Origin of the sequence: Saccharothrix australiensis, assembly GCF_003634935.1 — a bacterium.
Classification (GTDB): domain Bacteria; phylum Actinomycetota; class Actinomycetes; order Mycobacteriales; family Pseudonocardiaceae; genus Actinosynnema; species Actinosynnema australiense.
This window is the reverse complement of the sequence record NZ_RBXO01000001.1, coordinates 5,333,718-5,355,265: the sequence shown is the minus strand read 5'-3', so window position 1 is coordinate 5,355,265 and position 21,548 is coordinate 5,333,718. Positions and strand designations below refer to the sequence as shown.

Sequence of the window (21,548 nt, the reverse complement as noted above, 5' to 3'; positions counted from 1 at the left end):
CTGTTCCGGTCCGTGCTGTTCCGGCCCGTGCTCTTCCGCTCTGTGCTGCTCGGCTCTGCGCTGCTCGGGTCCGTGCTGTTCCGGTCGTGCTGCTCGCGTCTGTGCTGCTCGGGGTCCGTGTGGGCCCGGACGCCGCTGATCGCGTCGCGCACCGAGTCCGCCAGGACCACTCATCACCGCCGAGAAACCACGCTCACCCGCCGTCCCGGCCAACCGCCGTTCACCAACCCGTTCAGGACAGCGGCCGCCCCCGCGCTGCCGCTCCCACCGGTGCCCGCCCTTCGCGAACTCGTCGAACGCCGCCGCAACACGCCGCCGCAACACGCCGCCTGAACCCGCGCGCGGACGAGTCCGCCGACTTCTGCCCGCCCGTCCCCCGGCACGCGGAAGCGTTGCGGGAGGCCGGTTTCCGCTCGGTCGAGGTGGTGTGGCGGCGGGGTGCGTGCGCGGTGGTGGTCGCCCGGATTGGGGCTTGATAACGACAGTCATATTCAGTAAGTATGTCACTTCACCCGCACGAGTGAAGGGCACACATGATCACCGCAGGATTGGCCTCGGTCACCTTCCGGGACGCCCCGGTCGAACAGGTCGTCGGGCTGGCCGCCGACGCCGGGCTGGGGGTGGTCGAGTGGGGCGGTGACCGCCACGTGCCGCCGGGCGACCTGGCCGGCGCGGCCCGCGCCGCCCGGCTGTGCCACGACCGCGGCCTGGCCGTCGGCACGTACGGCTCGTACTACAAGCCCGGCGACAGCGACCCGGCCGACTTCGCGCCCGTCCTGGACACGGCGGAAGCCCTGGGCGCGCCCCGCGTCCGGGTGTGGGCGGGCGTGCGCGGCTCGGCCGAGGTCGGGCCGGCCGAGCGCGCCGCGATCACCGGCGACCTGCGGCGCTGCGCCGACCTGGCCGCCGGGCGCGGCATCGCGGTCACCGCCGAGCACCACGTCTCGTCGCTCACCGACGACCTGGCGTCGGCCGTGCGGCTGCTCGACGAGGTCGACCTGGTAGCGCACTGGCAGCCGCGCGAGTCGCCGGACGTCCGGGAGTGCGTCGCCGAGGTCACCGCCCTGCTGCCGAGGCTGGCCGCCGTGCACGCGTTCTCCTGGGGCGCGGACGGCTTCACCGAGCGGCTGCCGCTCGACGCGCGCGAAGACCTGTGGCGACCGCTGCTGGCCCTGCTCGCCGGGGACGGGCGGGACCGCCAGGTGCTGCTGGAGTTCGTGCCCGACGACTCGCCCGAGGCGTTCCGCCGCGACGCCGCCACCCTGCTGACCTGGCTGGAGGACGCCCGATGAGGACGCTCGCGCTGGTCGCCGCCGCCGCTGTCGCCGCCTGCGCCGCGGCCTGCAACACCGCCCCCGCCGAGGAGACGCCCTCGGCCACGCCGATCGTGCGCACCGCCGCCCCGCTGGAGCCGGCGCTGAGCGTCACCGACCCGCGCGGCGCGCGGATCACCCTCCCCGAGCCCGCCGAGCGGATCGTCTGCCTCAACGGCCTGTGCGACGACCTGGTGGCCGACCTGGGCCTGACCCCGGTGGGCACCAGCAACGCCGCCCTGATCACGCACCCCGCCCTGCTCGGCGCGGCGGGCGAGGCCGTGCCGGTCGTGCCGGGCACGTTCGGCGGCGAGGACGTGGAGGCCATCGCCGGCTTCCGGCCCGACCTGGTCATCGGGCTGCCGGGCGTGCACGACGCGCTGCGGCCCGCCATCGAGAAGTTCGCCCCGCTGTGGACGGCCGAGCCCGCCACGTGGGAGGAGTCCGTCGGCTACCTGCGCGCGCTCGGCGCGCTGACCGGACGCACCGACCAGGCGGTGCGGGCGGAGGAGAGGTTCCGCGCGCACCTGGCCGACGCGGTCGGGAAGACCCACGCCAACGGCCAGTCGGCGCGCAAGGTGCTGTTGATGTACGGCAGCGTGGACTCCATCGGCGTCGACACGACGGCCTCGCTCAAGGGCCACCTGCTGGGGCAGCTGTTCGGCTACCCGTTCCCCGCCAAGGGTTCCGACGTCGACACGGCCAACAACTACAGCGTCGAGGAGCTGCTCGCCAAGCAGCCGGACGTCATCTTCGTGTACTCGCTGCTGTTCGCCGCCGAGGACCGGACGTTGAGCAGCCGGCTCGCGGACAACCCGGTGTGGCGGCAGATCCCGGCCGTGCAGCAGCAGCGCGTGCACGAGATGCACGCCAAGCTGTGGGGCTCGGGCCGCGGTCTGCGCAGCCTGACGGCGGTCGTGGACGAGGCCGTGGCGAAGGTGCCCGCTTGAGGCTGCTCGCCGCCGCCGCCGTGGCGGCGGTGCTCGGGTCGTTGCTGCTCGGCGAGCCGGTCGTGCTGTTCACGGGCACGGAACTCGAACAGGTCGTGGTGTGGCAGCTGCGCGCGCCCCGGCTGCTGCTGGGCGCGGTCGCCGGCGCGTGCCTGGGCACGGCGGGCCTGCTGCTGCAGGAGTCGCTGCGCAACCCGCTGGCCGTGCCCGAGCTGCTCGGCGTGTCCAGCGGCGCGTCCGCCGCGGTGGGCGTGTGCGTCGCGTCCGGGGTCGCGCTGCCCGGCGCGCCGCTCACGCCCGCGCTGCTCGGCGCGGCGGCGGGCGGCGCGCTGACCCTGCTCGCGGTGCGCGGCGCGACCGGGCCGGCGGCGGTGCTGCTGATCGGCGCGGCCGTCGGCTCGGCCTGCCAGGCGGTGCTGCTCGCGGCCACGGCGGTGACGGACTCGCGGGAGCAGGGCGTGCTGGTGCGCTACCTGCTGGGCTCGTTGACCGGCACGACGTGGGAGACGCTCGTCCCGGTCGGCGTCGGCGTGCTGCTGGCGGTGCCCGCGGTGGTGCTCGTGCTGCCGCGGGTGCGGGTGCTGCGGCTGGGCGACGACGAGGCGCTGTCGGCGGGGCTGCGGCCGGCGCGGGTGCGGCTGGCCGTGCTCGGCGTGGCGTCGCTGCTGGTGGCCGTCGTGGTCGGGCCGGCGGGTCCGGTGGCGTGGGTCGGCTTCTTCGCGCCCCGGCTGGCGGCGCGGATCGGGCGGCCCTCGGCGGGGACGACCGCGCTGCTGGGCGCGCTGGTCGTCGTGGTCGCGGACCTGGTGGCGCGCACCGCGCTGTACCCGGTGGAGCTGCCGGTCGGCGGGTTGACGGCGTTGGCGGCGGTCGCGGTCGGCTTGCTGGTGCGGAGGCGCGCGTGAGGGCGGGGTGGCGGCTGTGCGCGTTGGCGCTGCTGGTCCTGCTGTGCGCGGCGGCGCAGGTCAGCGTCGGTTCGACCGGTGCGACGCTGGGCGCGTTGTTCGGCGACGACGCCCACGCGCGGACGGTGGTGCTGGAGCTGCGTGCGCCGCGCGTGCTGGTCGGCCTGTGCGCGGGCGCGTGCCTGGGGGTGGCCGGCGCGCTGCTCCAGTCCGCGATCCGCAACCAGCTCGCGTCGCCGGAGATCACCGGGGTCGGCTCGGGCGCGGTGCTGGGCGCGGTGGTCGCGTCCGTCGTCGGCGGCGTGGCCGCGCAGCCGCTGCCGATGGCCGGCGCGGCGCTGGTCGGCGGCGTGCTGGGCGGTGGGGTGCTGTGGCTGCTCGCGGGCGTCTCCGGCGACGTGGCGGTGCGCGGCGTGGTCGTGTCGGCGGTGCTGGTGGGCACCACGCTCGTGCTGCTCACGGCGCGTCCGCAGCTGGCGGGCGCGGTGTCGCGGTGGCTGCTCGGCTCGCTGGTCGGCCGCACCTGGGAGCACCTGGCGCCGCTGTGGCCGGTCGCGCTGCTGGCGGTGGTGGCCGCGACGCTGCTCGGCGGCGTGCTCGACGTGCTGGCGGTGGACGACGACCACGCCCACGCCGTCGGCCTGGCGGTCGTGCCGTGGCGCAGCGCGGTGCTGCTGCTGGCGGCGCTGGCCACGTCCGGGGCGGTCGCGGCGGTGGGCGCGACGGCGTTCGTCGGCCTGCTCGCGCCGCACCTCGCGCGTCGCCTGGTCGGCGTGGCGCACCGGCACGCGGTGCCGGCCGCCGCGCTGACCGGGGCCGCGGCCGTCGCGGCGGCGGACGCGGTCGGGCAGCTCGTCCACGTGCCCGCCGGCGCCATCACCGCGCTGCTGGGCGCGGGCGTGCTGGTGCTGGTGGCGAGGAGAACCGGGGGGATGGGATGACACCGCATGGGATGACACCCCAAGGAATGACACCGCATCGGATGACACCACTGCGCGCCGAAGGGGTGCGCGTGCGGTTCGGCGGGCGCACCGTCCTCGACGGCGTCGACCTGGCGGTGCGGGCGGGGGAGTGGGTGAGCCTGCTCGGGCAGAACGGCAGCGGCAAGACGACGCTGCTGCGCGTGCTGGCCGGCCTGCTGCGGCCGGCGGAGGGCGGCGTCCGGCTGGACGGCGTGCCGATGGCGGGCCTGCCGCGCCGCCGGATCGCGCGCCGGATCGCGCTGCTGCCGCAGGCGACGCCGTACGTGCAGGGCCTGACCGTCCGCCAGTTCGTGCGCCAGGGCCGGTACGCCGCACGGGGCCCGCTGGGGATGCTCGGCGACACCGACGACGCGCCGGTGCGCGACGCGTTGCGCGACACCGGGGTCGCCGAGTGGGCGGACACGCCGGTGGAACGGCTCTCCGGCGGTCAGCGGCAGCGCGTCCGGCTGGCCCTGGCGCTCGCGCAGGACGCGCCGGTGCTCCTGCTCGACGAACCCACCACCTACCTGGACATCCGCCACCAGTTCGACGTGCTCGACCTGGTGCGGGCGCTGCAACGGGACCGGGGGCTGACCGTGGTGTCGGTGCTGCACGACCTGAGCCAGGCCGCGCGCTACTCGGACCGCGTCGTGGCGCTGCGCGACGGGGTGGTGCACGCCGACGGCCCGCCGGCCGACGTGGTGGACGCCGCGCTGCTGCGCGACGTCTACGGGGTGGCGGGCCAGGTGCTGTGGATCACTACCAACGGGGTATTGAAAATGGTTGTCGTTCCAGATTAGGTTGGTGGTGGTCGATCCGACCGACGCCGCACAACCAGAGAGGAGACGTCCCGTGGACCAGGTCTTCGTGAACGTCGAGGCCGAGCGCGAACTGCCGCACAACTCCGCCAGCCACAGCAACGCGCTGGTGGAGAACCCGTTCGACGGCGACGACGAGTGACCCGGTCCGGGGCCGCCGCACCGGCGGCCCCGGACCCCTCGCCGGAACCCCGAACCCCGACCAGGAGGCGCGCGTGGAGACCCTGAAGCCCGGAACGGCGCTGTTCACCGGACCGGCCGGCGCGGCGCTGCGGGACGCGGCGGGCGAGCTGTTCACCGTCGCCCTGCCCGACGCGGCCCTCGGCGGCGTCCGCGCGGCGCTCACCGCGACCGGCGCGCCGACCCCGCCCGAACTGGCCGCGTTCGAGCACGCCGGCCACCTCGGCGGGCGCGCCCGCTGGCCCGCCGACCGACGCGCGGTCGCGGTGCTGGCCGACCGCGGCGGCGAGTTCGCCGACGCGCTGCGCCGGGCGGGCGCGGACCCCGTCGCGCTGGCGCCCGACGCCGACCTCGACACCGTGCTGGCCGCGCGGCCGGCGGCGGTGTGCGCGTGGCACGACGGACCCGCGCCCGAGCGGTGGCTGGCGCTCGACGCCCTCGCCGACCACGGCGTCGGCTGGCAGCGCGTCAGCCGCGAGGGCAGGCACGTGGTGCTGGAGCCGACCGGCGTGTCCCACCGGGACGTGCGCGCCCGCCGGCTCGCCGCCGCCGGCTCCGGGCACCGGCACCTGCGGGCGTACTGGGCGGGCCGCGACGCGGTGCTCGGCGACGAGGCGCCCGACCCGGCCGAGCTGCTCCTGGTCGCGGCGCTCGCGGCCAAGGACCTCGCGCGCTGGGCCACCGGCGCGACCGCGACCGCCAACTCGCTCACCCCCGCCGCCGTCCCGGCCCACCGCCGGCTGCGCGTGCTCGACCTCGACACCGGCGCGCTCGCCGACCACCCGGTGCTGCCGGTGCCCGCCAGTGCGCCGTGACTTCACCGTGGCGGGGCTCGCGCACACCCTCGTCACGGCCGACCGCGACGCGCCGCTGGTGCTGATCCGCACCCCCTACGGCCGCCACCACCACCTCGCCGAGGCCGAGGGCTGGGCCCGGCGCGGGTTTTCCTGCGCGGTGGGCGACGTGCGCGGCAGGCACGGCTCGACCGGCGTCTTCCGGCCCTACCGGCGCGAGGGCGACGACGGGGCCGCCGTGGTGGACGCGCTGCGGCGGCTCGGCTTCGACCGGATCATCGCGGCGGGTTCCTCCTACGCCGCGCACTGCGCGGTGACCGCCGCCATCGCCCGGCCGGACGCGGTGGTCGGCGTGCTGGCGGCCGTGCCCGCGCTGGGCCTGGGCGAGACCGCCCGCGAACCCGGCGGCGCGGCCCGGCTCGCGTGCCGCGTCGGCTGGTGGGGCGAGCACGCGGCGACCGCCGTGTCCACCGACCTCACCCGCACGCCGGTGGTCGACCTCGTGCGCGGCTGGGACGACCTGTGGCGCGCGCCGGAGCGCACCGAGGAGCTGTGGCGGGCGCTGCCCCGGCTCACCATGCCGCTGCTCGCCGTCGGCGGCCTGCGCGACCCGTTCGCCGCCGACACCGAGCGCCTCGCCCGCCACTGGGGCGGGCCGACCAGGCTCGTCCTGGGACCGTGGGCGCACGAGCTGGACGCCCGCGCGCCCGGAGCCGCGCTGGCCGGCCGCCGCGTCGGCGCGCTCTACACCGCCTGGGCCCGCGCGCTCGGACGCCTCCGCGGCGACCGGGCGTTCCACGTCGCCGGCGGCTGGCGCCGCCACGCGGCGAGCGGCACGCACGTCGAGCCGGGAGCCGTCGAGCCCGGAACCGTCGAGCCGGGAGCCGTCGAGCTGGAGGTCGTCGAGGGCGGGTTCCACGCCGACCCGGAGCACCCCTTCCGATCGGTGCCGGTGGGCGCGCCCGTCACCGGCGGCCCCTGCGCCGTCCTGCGCACACCGCCCCTGCCGGCGGGCGAGCTGCGCGGCGGGACGACGGTGACGTTGCACGCCTCGGCCGACGCGCCGGACGCGGACTGGGTCGTGCGCCTGTCGCTCGACGGGGTCCACCTCGCGCACGGCGTCACCCGCCGGTCGCACCGGCCGGGCGAGCCGGGGACCGTCACGGTGGAGCTGCCGCCGATCGGCGTGCCCGTCGCGGAGGGCGCACGATTGCGCGTCGAGGTCGCCGGCCACCACTGGCCGCGCCACGCCCGCAACCCGCACACGGGGGAGGACCCGGTCCGGGCGCGGGAGCTGCGCCCCAGTCGCCGGGAGGTCCACCGCGCGCTGGCCCGCATCCCCTGGCACGTCGCGGGATCGGGCGCGCTGCCCGCCGCCGCGCTGCCCGAGGAGGTCGCGTCGTGACCGCGCGGCCGCGCGCCGGGGCCGCCGGGGTGCCAGGGCCGCCGAGGTGTCAGGGCCGCCGGGGTGCCAGGGCCGCCGGTCGCCGCCAGGGTGTCAGGGCTGCCGGTGGCAGCCGGCGCGTCGGGTTCGCCGATGGCCGCCGGCCGCGCCGCGTGCGAGAGCCGCGCACCGGGGAGGCCCCGGTTCGGGCCCGGCCATCGCGTCCCGGCCACCGACACGCCCACCACTTCCGCGCCCACCACTTCCGCGCCCACCACTTCCGCGCCCACCACTTCCGCGCCAACTACTTCCGCGTCCACCTCCGCGCCAACCACCTCCGCGCCAACCGCGCCCACACCCGCATCCCCCGGCACAGCGGGCGACCGCCCGCCGCCCTACCCGAGGAGAACGCATCGTGATCGCGCCGCTGCTGGTGGACCCGCTGACCGGGATCGTGCGCAGGCTCGTCGACGTCGCGCCGGTGCCCGGCGTGCCGCGCCGCTACCGCGCCGTCACCGCCGAGGTGGCCGACGCCCGGCGGCTCGGCGCGTGGCCGGCCGACCGGGTCAGCCTGGGCACGACGTTCGGCGACGTCGACGCGGCCCGCGCCGCCGCCGTCGGCGAGGCGGTGGAGCGCTACTGCGGCAACCGCGTCCCGCCCGGCCTGCGCACCGCCACCGCCGCCGAGCTGGTCGCCGAGGGCGTCCGCCACTTCGGGCCGGCGGACCTGCCGTTCTTCGCGCCCTGGCAGTACGCCGCCGAGGGGTTCCCGTACCGGCCGTTCACCGAAGACCTGACGATCGCGTGGGTGGAGGGCGAGGAGGCGGGCGAACCGTGCCTCCTGCCCGCCTCGTGGGTCTACCTCAACTACCACTCGGGCCGCCGCCGGACCGAACCGCGGCTGCACCACCTCAACTACGCGGGCATCGCCACCGGCGTCGACGCCGAGGACGCGTTCACCCGCGCGCTGCTGGAACTGGTGGAGCGCGACGCGCTGGAGCGCTGGTGGCACCTGGGCGCGCCGACCACCGGCATCCCGGTGGAGGACGTGCCCGGCCTGGCCGCCGAGCTGGCCGGGTGCCCGCTGGACGTCCACCTGGTCGAGCTGCCCACCGAGCACCCGGTCGCCTGCGTGGCGGCGGTCGTGGTGGACCGCGCCACCGGCATCGTCGCGGGCGGGGGAGCGGCGCGGTTCGACCCGGTGGAGGCGTGCACGAAGGCCGTGCTGGAGGCCGTCCACACCTGGATCTTCACGCAGGGGCTGCTGGACCCGGACGGCTGGGTGTTCCGCGCCGTCGAGGCGGGCGTCCTCGCCGAGGGGCTCTACCTGCCGCACCGCGCCGACCGCCGGTACCGCGACGACGCGGGCGCGGGCTACGCGCGCGTGCGCGACCTCGGCGCGCAGGTCCAGGTCTGGCTCGACCCGCGCGTGCAGGCGGAGCTGCTGCACCGCTTCACCAGACCGGAGCGCACCGCGACAGTCCACGCGGGAGGGAATCCCGCCGCCCTGCGGGAGAGCCTGGCGGGCAACCGGATCGCGACCGTCGACCTCACCACCGACGACGTCGCGGAGGCGGGCCTGCGGGTGGTGCGGGTGTGCGCGACGGGGTTGGTGCCCAACGCGCCCGCCGCGTTCCGCTACCTCGGGCTGCCCCGCTGGGGCGACACCGGCTCGCTGCTCCTCGACCCGCCGCCGTTCCTGTGATCCCGCTGCCGCCGCCGGCGGAACCGGCGACGACGCTCGTGGCCGCGCTGCGGTCCCGCCGGTCGCGCTACTCCTACGGGCCGCTGAGCCGGCAGGACCTCGGCACCCTGCTCGGCCTGGCGGTGGGCGTGCAGCGGCACGTCCCGCCGCACGTGCTCGGCATGAACCCGACGGCGGGCGGCCTGCCGTCGCTGGCCGTCCACGTCGTCGTGGACGGCGAGGTCTTCGAGTACCTGCGCGAGCCGCACGCCCTGTGCCGCACCGGGACCGCCGACCTGGCGGGCGTGTTCGCGCAGGACGGGTTCGCCGAGCGCGCCCGCGCCGCGGTCGTCCTGACCGGACGGATGGGGCCGGGGCTCGCGAAATACGGTCCCCGGCATTACCGCACCGTCCACCTGGACGCGGGCGTCGCGGTGCAGAACCTCTACCTCGTGGCCACCGCGGTCGGCCTGCGCTGCTGCGCGGTCGCCGGTTTCGCGGACGACGCGGTGAAAGCCCTTGTCAGGGGCGGGGAAGAGGACGTGCCGCTCGCGTTGTTCGTCGTCGGCGGCACGCCGAGACCGGTGCCCGCACCCGAAAAGTAGGCGGCAGGCCATTCCCCCCGGCCCCGTCCGCGCAATACCGTTGTCCCGCGCAGCAAGGGGGAGTTGCCACATGGACACAGCGAGGACGGACACCTTCGCCGGGGCGTTGCGCGCCGCCATCGCCGAGCGCGGGCTGGGCCTGGAACGCATCCGCGAACACCTGGCGCAGCAGGGCGTGAAGGTCAGCCTGGCGACCCTGAGCTACTGGCAGTCGGGCCGCAGCCGACCGGAGCGACGCTCGTCCCTGGCCGCGATCGGCCACCTGGAGGAGATCCTGGCGCTGCCCACCGGGTACCTGGTCGGCCTGCTCGGGCCGCCCCGGCCGCGCGGCCGGTGGCTCAAGCGCGCTCCGGACCGGACGGTGCCGATCAGCGCGCTGTGGTCGGACCCGGACCAGGTCGAGTGGGCGTTCCGGCAGGTCGACACCAGCAGCGACGAGCGGCTGACCCGCCTGAGCCAGCACGACTTCGTCACCGTGGGGCCCGAGCGGGGCGAGCGCAGCATCCGGTCCAGGCACGTGCTGCGGGCGGACGCCGACGGCGCGGACCGCTGGGTGGTCCTCGCGCACGTCGACGAGCCGGCTCGGCACCTGCCGGTACTGGCACCGCTGCGGCACTGCTCGCTCGGCCGGCTGGTCACGCACCCCGCCGCCGGCCTGGTGGTGGCGGAGCTGCTGTTCGACCGGGCGCTGCGCCAGGGCGACAGCATCGTCATCGAGCACGAGCTGGTGAGCCGCCCGCCGTACCCGCCCGCGCTGGCCTGCGGGCGCAAGTTCCGGCTGCCGGTGCGGGAGTACGTGCTGGAGATCGCGTTCGACCCGCTGGCGCGCCCCGTCGACTGCGTGCAGTACCGGCAGGTCGGCGGCACGGAGGTCGCCCACCCGGTGGAGGTGGACGCGGGCGGCTCGCTGCTGGGCGTGGCGCTCGACTTCGGACCGGGCAGCTACGGGTTCCGCTGGAACTGGCCTAATCCGCGGTAGCGGACCGCGCGGCGCGGCGCAGCGTCGGGGTCGCCCAGGCCAGGACGACCCCGGCCAGCAGCACGGCCACACCCGCGGCGAGCCCGGCCCGAGGTCCGGCGAGCACGGCCGCCGCGCCGGCCAGCGCCGCGCCCGCGGGCTGCCCGAGGCCCCACGACAGCATCCGGGCCGTGGTGTTGACCCGCGACTGGAGTTCCTGCGGGCAGATCCGCTGGCGGTAGGTGATCGCGTTCAGCACCACGGTCGAGTGCGCGGCGCCCCAGGCGATCGCGGCGGCGCACGCGAGCACCCAGTGGGTGCTCAGCAGCGCGCCGACGCCGCACAGCAGGCACACCGGCAGCGCGCCCAGCGCCAGCCGCGCGCCGCCCCACCGCCCGGTCAGCGCGGGCAGCAGGCGCGACGCGAGCAGCGCGCCGACGCCCCAGCAGCTGAACAGGGCCGCCAGCCGCGCGTCGCCGGACGGCGCGACGCCGAGCACGCCGTCCGCCCACGGCACCAGCATGGCGACCCACGCGCCCGCCGCCGCCGAGTGCGTCGCGCCGACCAGCGTCAGGGTGCGGACGATGGGCTGCCGCCAGAGGAACCGCAGCCCGGAGCCGATGTCGCCGACCAGCGTGGTCGCGTCGGCGCGCGGTGTGGACAGTGCGCCGTGGATCGACCGGATCAGCATGGCCGAACCGGCGGCGGTGACCGCGTTGACCGCGAGCAGGTCGGCCGGCGCCGCGGTGGCCACGAGCAGCCCGGCCACGGCCGGCACGACCAGCTCGACGACGGTCGACCGGCCGAACAGCCTGGCGTACGCGGCGGTGAGCTTGTCCTTGCCCACCAACGAGGGCAGCGCGCCGAAGTTGGCCGCGTCGAAGAACACGAACGCCGTCTGCGCGAGGAACGCCACCAGCACCACGTGCAACGCGGTCAGCACGCCCGCCCACCACGCGAGCGGGACGGTCACCAGCCCGCACGCCACCACGACGTCCATCGCCACCATGAGCCGCCGCCGGTCGACCCGGTCCGCCACCGCGCCCGCGAGCAGGCCGAAGACGAGGTAGGGCAGGGCTTCCGCCATCGCGACGGCCGACGTCCACCCGGCGGAGCCGGTGAGCCGGTAGACGAGCACCGGCAGCGCGACCACCGACACCAGCGTGCCCGCGACGGACAGCAGGCGGGCGGTGAGGTAGCGGCTGAAGTCGCGCGCGGGCGCGTCGTGGGTGACGGTCACCGGTCACATGCTAATGAATCCCATGTTCATCAAACAAGCGGACCCCGTCGGGCGCGCGGGTGGTCCGGGACACGTGCCGGGCGTGGTTCGCGCCACCCGGTGGCGGCGGAATAGGCGGGGGCGGGGTACCGTTCCAAGTAGTTGAAAGCGCAACTAACTACGCGAGGAGCGGCTATGCAGTTCGGGATCTTCACCGTCGGCGACGTGACGCCCGACCCGACCACGGGGCGGACGCCGACCGAGGCCGAGCGCATCAAGGCGATGGTCGCGATCGCGTTGAAGGCCGAGGAGGTCGGCCTGGACGTCTTCGCGACCGGCGAGCACCACAACCCGCCGTTCGTGCCGTCCTCGCCCACCACGATGCTCGGCTACGTCGCCGCCCGCACCGAGCGGCTCATCCTGTCCACCGCGACCACCCTGATCACCACGAACGACCCGGTGAAGATCGCCGAGGACTTCGCGATGCTCCAGCACCTGGCCGACGGCCGGGTGGACCTGATGATGGGGCGCGGCAACACGGGACCCGTGTACCCGTGGTTCGGTCGTGACATCCGCGACGGCATCGACCTGGCGATCGAGAACTACCACCTGCTGCACCGGTTGTGGCGCGAGGACGTCGTGGACTGGGAGGGCAAGCACCGGACCCCGTTGCAGTCCTTCACCGCGACGCCCCGGCCGCTGGACGGCGTGCCGCCGTTCGTGTGGCACGGCTCGATCCGGAGCCCGGAGATCGCCGAGCAGGCGGCGTACTACGGCGACGGCTTCTTCGCCAACAACATCTTCTGGCCCAAGGAGCACTTCATCCGGCTGATCAACCTCTACCGGGAGCGCTACGAGCACTACGGGCACGGCGCGGCGCACCAGGCCATCGTCGGGCTCGGCGGGCAGGTCTTCATGCGCCGCAACTCGCAGGACGCGGTGCGCGAGTTCCGCCCCTACTTCGACAACGCCCCGGTGTACGGCCACGGTCCGTCCCTTGAGGACTTCACCGCCCAGACCCCGCTCACCGTGGGCAGCCCGCAGGAGGTCGTCGAGAAGACCCTGACGTTCCGCGAGCACTTCGGCGACTACCAGCGGCAGTTGTTCCTCGTGGACCACGCCGGGCTGCCGCTGAAGACGGTGCTGGAGCAGTTGGACCTGCTCGGCGAGATCGTGCCGGTGCTGCGGCGCGAGTTCGCGGCCGGCCGCCCGGCGGACGTGCCGGACGCGCCCACGCACGCGTCGCTGCGGACGGCGGCGGTCCGATGACCGCGCTCACCGTGGTGTCGGCCGGGCTCGGCGAGCCGTCGTCCAGCCACCTGCTGGCCGACCGGCTCGCCGCCGCGGTCGGCGCGCTGCTGCCGGTCGACACGACGGTGGTGCACCTGCGCGACGTCGCGCGCGACGTGGCGGACAACCTCGTCACCGGGTTCCCGAGCGCGCGGTTGAAGGCCGTCGTGGACGACGTCGTCGGCGCGGACGCGCTGATCGCGGTCACGCCGACGTTCAACGCGTCCTACAGCGGGCTGTTCAAGTCGTTCGTGGACGTGCTGGAGCCGGAGTCGTTGGCGGGCAAGCCGGTCCTCGTCGGCGCGACCGGCGGCACGGAGCGGCACTCGCTGGTGCTCGACTACGCGCTGCGGCCGTTGTTCGCCTACCTGCGGGCGAACGTCGTGCCGACCGCCGTGTACGCGGCGTCGGCGGACTGGGGCGCGCCGCAGGGGCTGTCCGAGCGGATCGAGCGGGCGGCGGGCGAGCTGGCCGGCCTGCTGGAGGGCCGGGCCCCGGCCCGGCCCGTCGACCGGTTCGCCGCCGTGGTGCCGTTCGAGCAGTTGCTGGGCAAGGCCGGGCGACCGGACTGAGCCGGGTGCCGCGGCGCGCGGCAGGCCCCCGGTCGGCGGCGCGCCGCCGACCGGGTAGCGACGAAACTCACTGGTCGAATCCCCCGCACCGCGAATAGGGTCCGGATCATGACCGCCGCCCCCGTGCACCTCGCGACGCGCAACGGCGAGGTGCTCCTGACCACCCTGGCCCGCGCGCGGGGCCACGACCTCGTGCGGCGGCCCGGTTTCGTGGCCCTGAACGGCCCGGCGCTGCTCCGCGCGCTGGTCCTCGCGCCGGACCCGGACGCCGACGACCTCGCCGCGCTCGCCCGGCTCGTCGCGGACGCGCCGGGCCGGGTCACCGTCGAGGACCCGTTCGGCACGGTCGACGCCGCGCCGTGGCGGCTCGCCCCCAGCCGGTTGCCCATGATGGTGCGGCCCCCGTCGCCGCTGCCCGCGCCCGCGCTCGACGTGACCACCGCGACGACCGCCGAGGAGCTGTCGGCCGTCGAGCGGACGGTGCTCGACGGCTTCCCGCTGCGGGGCCTCCGACCGGGCGAGGCGTTCCCGCCCGCCCTGCTGGACGAGACCGCCCTGCGGTTCCACCTCGTCCGCCGCGCCGGCGTCGTGGCGGGCGCCTGCCTGACCGTCGAGGGCGACTCGGCGGCCGGGCTGTACTGGGTGACGACCCTGCCCGAGCACCGGTCGCGCGGCATCGGGCGGGCATTGGCGCACGCGGCCCTCAACGGAGTCGACAAGCCCATGACGCTCACCGCCACGGACGCGGGCGCACCGCTCTACGCGTCACTGGGATTCGAGACCGCCTCGTTTGCGACGTGGTGGTTCGGAAACCGGTAGAAAGCATTCCCCCGGCGCACCGGCGGCGTTCCCGCGGCGGTGCCCGGAAGCGCTGCGACAGTTGTTCACGTGATGTCCGAATTCACCGGGTCGAGTGAGAGGCCGGTCGGCTCGGGGTGTCCACCGGATCGCTCGGCGCGGCGCGGTCCGCCACCGCCCGGCGGCCGGGTTCCACACCGTGGGACAGGACGTCGGCCCCTGGTCAGGGCGAACCGCGGCGGTGTGGGAGACTGCGCGGCATGGCTCCTCTTCGCTTCGCCCTGCCCAACAAGGGCTCATTGAGTGCTCCCGCGGCGCAAATGCTGGTCGAAGCGGGGTACCGGGTCCATCGGTCCGGGCGCGAGCTGATCGTGGCCGATCCGGCGAATGACGTGCAGTTCTTTTTCCTCCGGCCGCGCGACATCGCGGTGTACGTCGGCGAGGGGTCGCTGGACGTCGGCATCACCGGCCGGGACCTGCTGCTGGATTCCACCGTGTCCGCGAAGGAAATCCTCCCGCTCGGGTTCGGGCGAGCGTCGTTCTACTTCGCCTCCAAGCCCGGCGGCATTTCCGACTCGGCCGGGCTGGCGGGCAAGCGCATCGCGACCAGCTACCCGAACCTGGTGGAGAACCACCTGTCCGCCCACGGCATCGAGGCCAAGCTGGTGCGGCTGGACGGCGCCGTGGAGACGGCCGTCGAGCTGGGCGTGGCGGACGCCATCGCCGACGTCGTCGAGACCGGCATCACGCTGAAGACGTCCGGCCTGGAGACGTTCGGCAAGCCCATCCTGAAGTCCGAGGCCGTGCTGATCCAGGGCGACACGGTCGAGGAGGTCCCGGCGGCCGCCCGGTCGGTCGAGATCCTGCACCGGCGGCTGCAAGGCGTCCTGATCGCGCGGCGGTACGTGATCCTCGACTTCGACTGCCCGGTGACCGCCCAGGAAGAGGCGTTCAAGCTCGTGCCGGGCATCGAGTCGCCCACCGTGTCGCCGCTGGCGCGCGAGGGCTGGGTGGCGGTGCGCTCGCTGGTGCCGCGCGACGACGCGCCGTTCATCATGGACGAGCTGTGGCGGGTGGGCGCGCGGGCGATCCTGGTGAGCTCACTGGACACCTGCCGCATCTGACCTCCTCCGCCGTCGGGGCGGTTCGACCGGGGACGACCTCGGGCGAACCGCCCCTTTTTCGTGCGCGCGGGTCGCGGTGCCGGGCCGTGGGAGGCGGTGCGGCGCGGGGTCGTGCGCGGTGCCGGGCCGTGGGAGGCGGTGCGGCGCGGGGTCGTGCGCGGCGTAGCCGTTCGGCGTCGGGTCGTGCGGCGGTTCGCCGGCGGCCCGCGAGGCGCGCCGGGGCCACGCCGCCAGATCCGATCTGGCGGGCGGCCGGCGGGCGTCTCGCGCCTGTGGGGTGTGGGGAGGTGTCGGGATGGAGCCGTTGCGGATCGCCGTGGTCGTCGGCAGCACGCGCCGAGGCCGGGTCGGGGACGGGATCGGGCGCTGGGCCGCCGAGGTGGTCGGGCGGCGGCAGGCGGTCGAGGTCCGGCTGGTCGACCTCGTCGACTTCGAGTTCCCACCGTCCTACCCGGAGCAGCCGACGCCGGCGATGCGCCGGTTCGCCGCCCACGTCGCCTGGGCCGACGGGTTCGTCGTCGTCACGCCCGAGTACAACCGCAGCTTCCCGGCCTCCCTCAAGCAGGCGATCGACTACGCCTACGACGAGTGGCACGCCAAGGCCGCCGCGTTCGTCTCCTACGGCTACCGGTCGGCGGGGGTGATCGCCGTCGAGCAGCTCCGGACGGTGTTCACCGAGCTGCACGTCATGACCACGCGCGACGGCGTGGCGATCAACCTGCTCGACGACGGCCCGCTGGAGTCCGAGCACCACCGGCAGGCGGCCACCGCGATGCTCGACCAGCTGATCTGGTGGGCCGCCGCGCTGCGCGCCGCCCGGCGCGCCCACCCCTATGTCTCCTGAGGAAGGACACGAAGTGAACGCGATCGAAACCTCCGGGTTGGTGAAGGTCTTCGGCGGCACCCGCGCGGTGGACGGCGTCGACCTGACCGTGCCCGCCGGCACCGTGTACGGGCTGCTCGGCCCCAACGGCGCGGGCAAGACCACCACGGTCAAGATGCTCGCCACCCTGCTGCGACCCGACGACGGCGAGGCGCGGGTGTTCGGCCACGACGTGCGCGCCGACCCCGAGTCGGTCCGCCGGCTGGTGAGCCTCACCGGCCAGTACGCCTCGGTCGACGAGGACCTGACCGGCGCGGAGAACCTGGTCCTGCTGGGCAGGCTCACCGGCCACCCCCGCGCCCGCGCCAGGGACCGCGCCGCTCAGCTGCTGGCGGCGTTCGGCCTGACCGACGCCGCCGCCAAGCAGGTCAAGCACTACTCGGGCGGCATGCGGCGGCGGCTCGACATCGCGGCCAGCATCCTGAACACGCCGCGCCTGCTGTTCCTGGACGAGCCGACCACGGGCCTGGACCCGCGCAGCCGCAACCAGGTGTGGGACATCGTCCGCGCCGTCGTCGCGCACGGCACGACCGTCCTGCTGACCACCCAGTACCTCGACGAGGCCGACCAGCTCGCCTCCCGCATCGCGGTGATCGACCACGGCCGCGTCATCGCCGAGGGCACCAAGGGCGAGCTGAAGGCGTCCGTCGGCGTCGGCTCGGTGCACCTGAGGCTGCGGGACGCCGACCGCCGCCCCGACGCCCGCGCGGTGCTGGCGCGGGTGCTCGACGCGGAGGTGCTGCTCGACGCGGACCCGGTGGCGCTGACCGCCCGCCTGTCCGGGCGGGCCACCGAGCAGGCCGCCGAGGCGCTGGCGCAGCTGGCGCGCGAGGGCATCACCGTCGACAACTTCTCCCTCGGCCAGCCCAGCCTGGACGAGGTCTTCCTTGCCCTGACCGACAAGAAGGAGGCGGCGGCATGACCGTCACCAAGGAACCCGAGCTGCTGCCCGCGCCCGATCGGGCGGACCTGGCCGCCGTGCTGCTGGAGGCGCACCCGCCCCGGCGGCCGAGCGCGCTGTCCGCGTCGCTGACCTTCGGGTGGCGCGCGGTGCTGAAGATCAAGCACGTGCCGGAGCAGCTGTTCGACGTCACCGCGTTCCCGGTGATGATGATCCTGATGTTCACCTACCTGTTCGGCGGCGCGCTGGCCGGCTCGCCGGGGGAGTACCTCCAGTACCTGCTGCCCGGCATCACCGTGACCAGCGTCGTGATGATCACGATGTACACGGGCGTCGCGGTGAACAGCGACATCGAGAAGGGCGTCTTCGACCGGTTCCGGACGCTGCCGATCTGGCGGCCCGCGCCGATGGTCGGCTACATCCTGGGCGACCTGCTGCGGTACGTGCTCGCGTCCACCACCATCATGGTCGTGGGGCTGATCCTCGGCTTCCGGCCCGAGGGCGGGTTCACCGGCGTGCTGCTGGGCGTGGCGGTGCTGGTGGCGTTCTCGTTCGCGTTCTCGTGGATCTGGACCATGTTCGGGTTGCTGCTGCGCAGCGAGAAGTCCGTGATGGGCGTCAGCATGCTGGTGCTGTTCCCGCTGACGTTCCTGTCCAATGTGTACGTCAACCCGGAGACGATGCCGGGTTGGTTGCGGGCCTTCGTGGACGTCAACCCGATCACCAAGCTGGTGGCGGCGGTGCGGGCGTTGATGGCGGGCGGGTTCGACGGGCAGGCGATGGCGTGGACGCTGGCCTACGGCGTGGTGTTCACGGTCGTGTGCGGCTCGTTGACGATGCGGCTCTACAACCGCAAGTGAGCGGTGGTCCGCGCGTCGGGTGGTGTTGTCACGTGGGGTGAGGTGTGGTGGTGGTGTGTCGCCGGATGGTGGGAGAACGCGTCGGCAGGGCTTGGGTGCGCATGGTGGTGGGAATGCTGGTCGGGTGTGTCCGGATGCCGCGATGTCCCTACGACGATCGAGGCGAGTAATGCGTAAGACGAGTCTTCCGAGCGTGGCCGTCGCCGTGGCGCTGGCCCTCACCTCCACCGCTGCCTCCGTTGCCTCCGTTGCCTCCGTTGCCTCCGCCGGTGAGGCGCAGCCGACCGACGGCCTCCCGTGGGAGAAGCTTTACCGCGCCGACAAGGCCGAGACCATCACCAGCCTCGCCTTCACGGCTTGTGTCAGCAAGGTCGACCCGGTGAAGCGCAAGTTCAGCGCCACCGTCACCGTGACGACGAAGGACCAGACCCCGCCCACCGGCAACTGCGCGACCGCCCGCATCAAGTCCGTGCCCACGGGGTTCGCGAGCATCCCGAGCGGTTCGGCCACGGGTGGGGGAACGCCGCGGGCGGGGGTTGCCGTGCGGGACGAGAACTACGGCCCCAAGACCTACGACGACCTGGACCCGGCCAACCCACCCGAGGCTGTGCTGTCCGCCTGCAAGGGTGACAACCCGCCTCCCGACGGCGCGCGACAGATGGCTGCCTTCGTCTGGCTTGCGAAGCGGCACATGCTCCAGGCGCAGGAGCCGACCGATCAGCGGCCGGCGGCCGACTGCTCGGAGATCACGCCCCTGAAGCTGCCCACCCCGGAGTCCTGACGCCGGTCGTCACACCACTCGGACGGAGCCCCGCACCACCACCTCGAACGGGAACGGTGGTGCGGGGCCCCAACGCAAGTGAGCGGTGGTCTGCGCGCCGGGTGGTGTTGTCACGCGGGGTGACGCGCGGTGGCGTTGTGTCGCCGGATGGTGGGTTGTTGTGCGGGTGGGGCTTGGGTGCGCATGGCGGCGGGAATCCTGGTCACGTGTATCCGGATGCCGCGATGTCCCTACGACGATCGAGGCGAGTAATGCGTAAGACGAGTCTTCCGAGTGTGGCCGTCGCCGTGGCGCTGGCCCTCACCTCCACCGCCACCGCCGTCACCGCCGGCGAAGCGCACCCGACCGACGACGCCAAGTGGGAGAAGCTTTACCGCGCCGAGAAGGGCGAGACGATCACCAGCCTGGCGATCACGGGTTGTGTCAGCAAGGTCGATCCGGTGAAGCGCAAGTTCAGCGCCACTGTCACCGTGACGACGAAGGACCAGACCCCGCCGACCGGCAACTGCGTGACCGCCCGCATCAAGTCCGTGCCCACCGGGTTCGCCGACATCCCGAGCGGCTCGGCCACGGGCGGGGGGAACACCGCGGGCGGGGTCGCCGCGGACGAGAACTTCAGCCCCAAGACCTACGACGACCTGGACCCGGCCGACCCGCCCGAGGGCAAGCTCGCCGCCTGCAAGGACGGCAAACTGCCTCCCGACGGCCGGCGGTCCGACTATCCCATACCCGTCAACCTCATTTTGTGGTTGGCGGGGAAGAAGGTCCAAGCGCAGGAGTCGACCGATCAGCGGCTGTCGGCCGACTGCTCGGAGATCACGCCCCTGAAGCTGCCCACTCCGGCGTCCTGACACCGGTCGTCGCACCACTCGGGCGGGACCCCGCACGGCCACCCCGAAGGGGAACGGCGGTGCGGGGTCCTCAACGCAAGTGAGTGGTGGCCCGTGCGTCGGGTGGTGTTGTCACGTGGGGTGACGTGCGGTGGCGGTGTCGCCGGATGGTGGGTTGTCGTGCCGGCCGGGGCTTGGGCGCGCATGGCGGTGGGAATGCTGGTCGGGTGTATCCGGATGCCGCGATGTCCCTACGACGATCGAGGCGAGTATGCGTAAGACGAGTCTTCCGAGCGTGGCCGTCGCCGTGGCGCTGGCCCTCACCGCCAGCACCACCGCCGCCACCGCCGACGAGGCGCACCCGACCGACGACCCCGGGTGGGAGAAGCTTTACCGCGCCGAGAAGGCCGAGACGATCACCAGCTTGGCGATCACGGGTTGTGTCAGCAAGGTCGACCCGGTGAAGCGCAAGTTCAGCGCCACCGTCACCGTGACGACGAAGGACCAGACCCCGCCCACCGGCAACTGCGTCACCGCCCGCATCAAGTCGGTGCCCACGGCGAACGCCGACACCCCGGTCGGCTTCACGTCGAGGAGCGGGATCACCGGGGACGCGGTCGCCGCGGACGAGAACTTCAGCCCCAAGACCTACGACGACCTGGACCCGGCCAACCCGCCCGAGGGTGCGCTGGCCGCCTGCAAGGGCGACAACCCGCCTCCCGGCGGCGCGCGGTTCGGGGACTTCTTCGCCTGGTTGCTGATGAGGAACAGGGGCCAGGCGCAGGAGCCGACCGACCAGCGGCCGTCGGCCGACTGCTCGGAGACCACGCCGCTGAAGCTGCCCACTCCGGCGTCCTGACATCGGTCGTCGCACTCACGCGGACGGGACCCCGCACCGTCACCCCGAAGGGGAACGGCGGTGCGGGGCCCTCAACGCAAGTGAGCGGTGACCTTTGCGCCGGGTGGTGTTGTCACGTGGGTGAGGTGTGGTGGGGGTGTGTCGCCGGATGGTGGGTTGTTGTGCGGGTGGGGCTTGGGCGCGCATGGCGGCGGGAATGCTGGTCGCGTGTATCCGGATGCCGCGATGTCCCTACGACGATCGAGGCGAGTAATGCGTAAGACCAGTCTTCCGAGTGTGGCCGTCGCCGTGGCGCTGGCCCTGACCACCACCGCCACCGCCGCCACCGCCGGCGAAGCACACCCGACCGACGACGCCAAGTGGGAGAAGCTCTACCACGCGGACAAGGCCGAGACGATCACCAGCCTGGCGATCACGGGTTGTGTCAGCAAGGTCGACCCGGTGAAGCGCAAGTTCAGCGCCACCGTCACCGTGACGACGAAGGACCAGACCCCGCCGACCGGCAACTGCGCGACCGCCCGCATCAAGTCCGTGCCCACCCGGTTCGCCGACACCCCGAGCGGCTCGGCCACGGGCGGGGGGACCACTGCGGGCGGGATGGCCGTGCGGGACGAGAATTTCGGCCCCAAGACCTACAACGACCTCGACCCGGCCAACCCGGCCAAAGGTAAGCTCGCCGCCTGCAAGGACGACAACCTGCCTCCCGAGGGCGCGCAGCAGGACCGTTACTTTCTTTATTGGATGGCGTTGATGACTATGAGTGTGCAGGAGTCGACCGATCAGCGTCCGGCGGCCGACTGCTCGGAGACCACGCTCCTGGAGCTGCCCACCCCGGCGTCCTGACGCCGGTCGTCGCACCACTCGGACGGGGCCCCCGC

General features: G+C 74.2%; 23 protein-coding genes. 22 read left to right on the top strand and 1 reads right to left on the bottom strand.

The annotated features are described in order from the left end of the window. Nucleotides 1-533: 533 nt before the first annotated feature. From C8E97_RS22675 to C8E97_RS22625, 11 genes are all read left to right on the top strand, one after another. A complete protein-coding gene (locus C8E97_RS22675; RefSeq protein ID WP_121007513.1) occupies nt 534-1,292 on the top strand; it encodes a sugar phosphate isomerase/epimerase family protein in 759 nt (252 codons plus the stop codon). Beyond that, complete coding sequence (locus tag C8E97_RS22670; protein ID WP_121007512.1) at nt 1,289-2,263, top strand: ABC transporter substrate-binding protein; 975 nt, start codon at nt 1,289-1,291, stop codon at nt 2,261-2,263. Before C8E97_RS22675 ends, C8E97_RS22670 begins: the two co-directional genes overlap by 4 nt. Further along, entirely contained in the window at nt 2,260-3,168 is a 909-nt protein-coding gene (locus C8E97_RS22665) for a FecCD family ABC transporter permease (protein WP_121007511.1), read from the top strand. The genes C8E97_RS22670 and C8E97_RS22665 overlap by 4 nt, the downstream gene beginning before the upstream one ends. Beyond that, nucleotides 3,165-4,109 carry a FecCD family ABC transporter permease gene (locus tag C8E97_RS22660; RefSeq protein WP_121007510.1) on the top strand — a complete coding sequence of 315 codons (945 nt, stop codon included), beginning with the start codon at nt 3,165-3,167 and terminating at the stop codon, nt 4,107-4,109. Before C8E97_RS22665 ends, C8E97_RS22660 begins: the two co-directional genes overlap by 4 nt. 41 nt (nt 4,110-4,150) lie before the next feature. Continuing rightward, nucleotides 4,151-4,930, top strand: a complete 780-nt coding sequence (locus C8E97_RS22655; protein ID WP_246019089.1) for an ABC transporter ATP-binding protein — start codon at nt 4,151-4,153, stop codon at nt 4,928-4,930. 52 nt (nt 4,931-4,982) lie between these two features. Continuing rightward, the gene (gene amiA / locus C8E97_RS36225; RefSeq protein WP_246019088.1) at nt 4,983-5,090 is read left to right on the top strand and encodes a streptamidine family RiPP; all 108 of its coding nucleotides are present in this window, start codon (nt 4,983-4,985) and stop codon (nt 5,088-5,090) included. A 73-nt stretch (nt 5,091-5,163) separates the two neighbouring features. Then, a complete protein-coding gene (locus tag C8E97_RS22650; RefSeq protein WP_121007508.1) occupies nt 5,164-5,943 on the top strand; it encodes a hypothetical protein in 780 nt (259 codons plus the stop codon). Beyond that, nucleotides 5,933-7,327, top strand: coding sequence for a CocE/NonD family hydrolase (locus C8E97_RS22645; RefSeq protein WP_121007507.1), 1,395 nt, complete (start codon nt 5,933-5,935; stop codon nt 7,325-7,327). The genes C8E97_RS22650 and C8E97_RS22645 overlap by 11 nt, the downstream gene beginning before the upstream one ends. A gap of 394 nt (nt 7,328-7,721) precedes the next feature. Then, nucleotides 7,722-9,011, top strand: a complete 1,290-nt coding sequence (locus C8E97_RS22635) for a YcaO-like family protein (protein WP_121007506.1) — start codon at nt 7,722-7,724, stop codon at nt 9,009-9,011. Then, nucleotides 9,008-9,595: a SagB/ThcOx family dehydrogenase gene (locus C8E97_RS22630; protein WP_170211963.1), complete on the top strand. Its 588-nt coding sequence runs from the start codon at nt 9,008-9,010 to the stop codon at nt 9,593-9,595. Before C8E97_RS22635 ends, C8E97_RS22630 begins: the two co-directional genes overlap by 4 nt. Before the next feature lie 70 nt (nt 9,596-9,665). Further along, the gene (locus C8E97_RS22625; RefSeq protein WP_121007504.1) at nt 9,666-10,574 is read left to right on the top strand and encodes an XRE family transcriptional regulator; all 909 of its coding nucleotides are present in this window, start codon (nt 9,666-9,668) and stop codon (nt 10,572-10,574) included. Here C8E97_RS22625 and C8E97_RS22620 read toward each other — a convergent pair. Beyond that, nucleotides 10,561-11,793, bottom strand: coding sequence for an MFS transporter (locus tag C8E97_RS22620; RefSeq protein WP_121007503.1), 1,233 nt, complete (start codon nt 11,791-11,793; stop codon nt 10,561-10,563). The genes C8E97_RS22625 and C8E97_RS22620 overlap by 14 nt on opposite strands. 174 nt (nt 11,794-11,967) lie before the next feature. Here C8E97_RS22620 and C8E97_RS22615 point away from each other — a divergent pair, with 174 nt between their 5' ends. The 11 genes from C8E97_RS22615 to C8E97_RS22565 all read left to right on the top strand — a co-directional run bounded on the left by C8E97_RS22615 (nt 11,968) and on the right by C8E97_RS22565 (nt 21,513). Then, nucleotides 11,968-13,041, top strand: coding sequence for an LLM class flavin-dependent oxidoreductase (locus C8E97_RS22615; RefSeq protein WP_121007502.1), 1,074 nt, complete (start codon nt 11,968-11,970; stop codon nt 13,039-13,041). After that, complete coding sequence (locus tag C8E97_RS22610; protein ID WP_121007501.1) at nt 13,038-13,634, top strand: FMN reductase; 597 nt, start codon at nt 13,038-13,040, stop codon at nt 13,632-13,634. The genes C8E97_RS22615 and C8E97_RS22610 overlap by 4 nt, the downstream gene beginning before the upstream one ends. Nucleotides 13,635-13,742: 108 nt before the next feature. Then, entirely contained in the window at nt 13,743-14,453 is a 711-nt protein-coding gene (locus C8E97_RS22605; RefSeq protein WP_121007500.1) for a GNAT family N-acetyltransferase, read from the top strand. Between the two features lie 239 nt (nt 14,454-14,692). Further along, nucleotides 14,693-15,556, top strand: a complete 864-nt coding sequence (hisG, locus tag C8E97_RS22600; protein WP_121007499.1) for an ATP phosphoribosyltransferase — start codon at nt 14,693-14,695, stop codon at nt 15,554-15,556. Nucleotides 15,557-15,851: 295 nt separating this feature from the next. Further along, nucleotides 15,852-16,400 carry an NADPH-dependent FMN reductase gene (locus C8E97_RS22595; protein ID WP_121007498.1) on the top strand — a complete coding sequence of 183 codons (549 nt, stop codon included), beginning with the start codon at nt 15,852-15,854 and terminating at the stop codon, nt 16,398-16,400. Continuing rightward, a complete protein-coding gene (locus tag C8E97_RS22590) occupies nt 16,390-17,361 on the top strand; it encodes an ATP-binding cassette domain-containing protein (protein WP_121007497.1) in 972 nt (323 codons plus the stop codon). The genes C8E97_RS22595 and C8E97_RS22590 overlap by 11 nt, the downstream gene beginning before the upstream one ends. Beyond that, a complete protein-coding gene (locus C8E97_RS22585; protein ID WP_121007496.1) occupies nt 17,358-18,200 on the top strand; it encodes an ABC transporter permease in 843 nt (280 codons plus the stop codon). Before C8E97_RS22590 ends, C8E97_RS22585 begins: the two co-directional genes overlap by 4 nt. Nucleotides 18,201-18,393: 193 nt before the next feature. Then, complete coding sequence (locus C8E97_RS22580; RefSeq protein WP_121007495.1) at nt 18,394-18,981, top strand: hypothetical protein; 588 nt, start codon at nt 18,394-18,396, stop codon at nt 18,979-18,981. 206 nt (nt 18,982-19,187) lie between these two features. Beyond that, nucleotides 19,188-19,832 carry a hypothetical protein gene (locus C8E97_RS22575; RefSeq protein ID WP_211347113.1) on the top strand — a complete coding sequence of 215 codons (645 nt, stop codon included), beginning with the start codon at nt 19,188-19,190 and terminating at the stop codon, nt 19,830-19,832. A 274-nt stretch (nt 19,833-20,106) separates the two neighbouring features. Further along, a complete protein-coding gene (locus C8E97_RS22570; protein ID WP_121007493.1) occupies nt 20,107-20,670 on the top strand; it encodes a hypothetical protein in 564 nt (187 codons plus the stop codon). A gap of 276 nt (nt 20,671-20,946) precedes the next feature. Further along, the gene (locus tag C8E97_RS22565) at nt 20,947-21,513 is read left to right on the top strand and encodes a hypothetical protein (protein WP_121007492.1); all 567 of its coding nucleotides are present in this window, start codon (nt 20,947-20,949) and stop codon (nt 21,511-21,513) included. Nucleotides 21,514-21,548 lie beyond the last annotated feature (35 nt).

Bases quoted from the DNA above. Each gene is read 5' to 3' on its own strand.
- C8E97_RS22675 (WP_121007513.1), top strand. From the start codon at position 534: ATGATCACCGCAGGATTGGCCTCGGTCACCTTCCGGGACGCCCCGGTC.
- C8E97_RS22670 (WP_121007512.1), top strand. From the start codon at position 1,289: ATGAGGACGCTCGCGCTGGTCGCCGCCGCCGCTGTCGCCGCCTGCGCC.
- C8E97_RS22655 (WP_246019089.1), top strand. From the start codon at position 4,151: ATGACACCACTGCGCGCCGAAGGGGTGCGCGTGCGGTTCGGCGGGCGC.
- C8E97_RS22625 (WP_121007504.1), top strand. From the start codon at position 9,666: ATGGACACAGCGAGGACGGACACCTTCGCCGGGGCGTTGCGCGCCGCC.
- C8E97_RS22615 (WP_121007502.1), top strand. From the start codon at position 11,968: ATGCAGTTCGGGATCTTCACCGTCGGCGACGTGACGCCCGACCCGACC.
- C8E97_RS22610 (WP_121007501.1), top strand. From the start codon at position 13,038: ATGACCGCGCTCACCGTGGTGTCGGCCGGGCTCGGCGAGCCGTCGTCC.
- C8E97_RS22605 (WP_121007500.1), top strand. From the start codon at position 13,743: ATGACCGCCGCCCCCGTGCACCTCGCGACGCGCAACGGCGAGGTGCTC.
- hisG (WP_121007499.1), top strand. From the start codon at position 14,693: ATGGCTCCTCTTCGCTTCGCCCTGCCCAACAAGGGCTCATTGAGTGCT.
- C8E97_RS22595 (WP_121007498.1), top strand. From the start codon at position 15,852: ATGGAGCCGTTGCGGATCGCCGTGGTCGTCGGCAGCACGCGCCGAGGC.
- C8E97_RS22590 (WP_121007497.1), top strand. From the start codon at position 16,390: ATGTCTCCTGAGGAAGGACACGAAGTGAACGCGATCGAAACCTCCGGG.
- C8E97_RS22585 (WP_121007496.1), top strand. From the start codon at position 17,358: ATGACCGTCACCAAGGAACCCGAGCTGCTGCCCGCGCCCGATCGGGCG.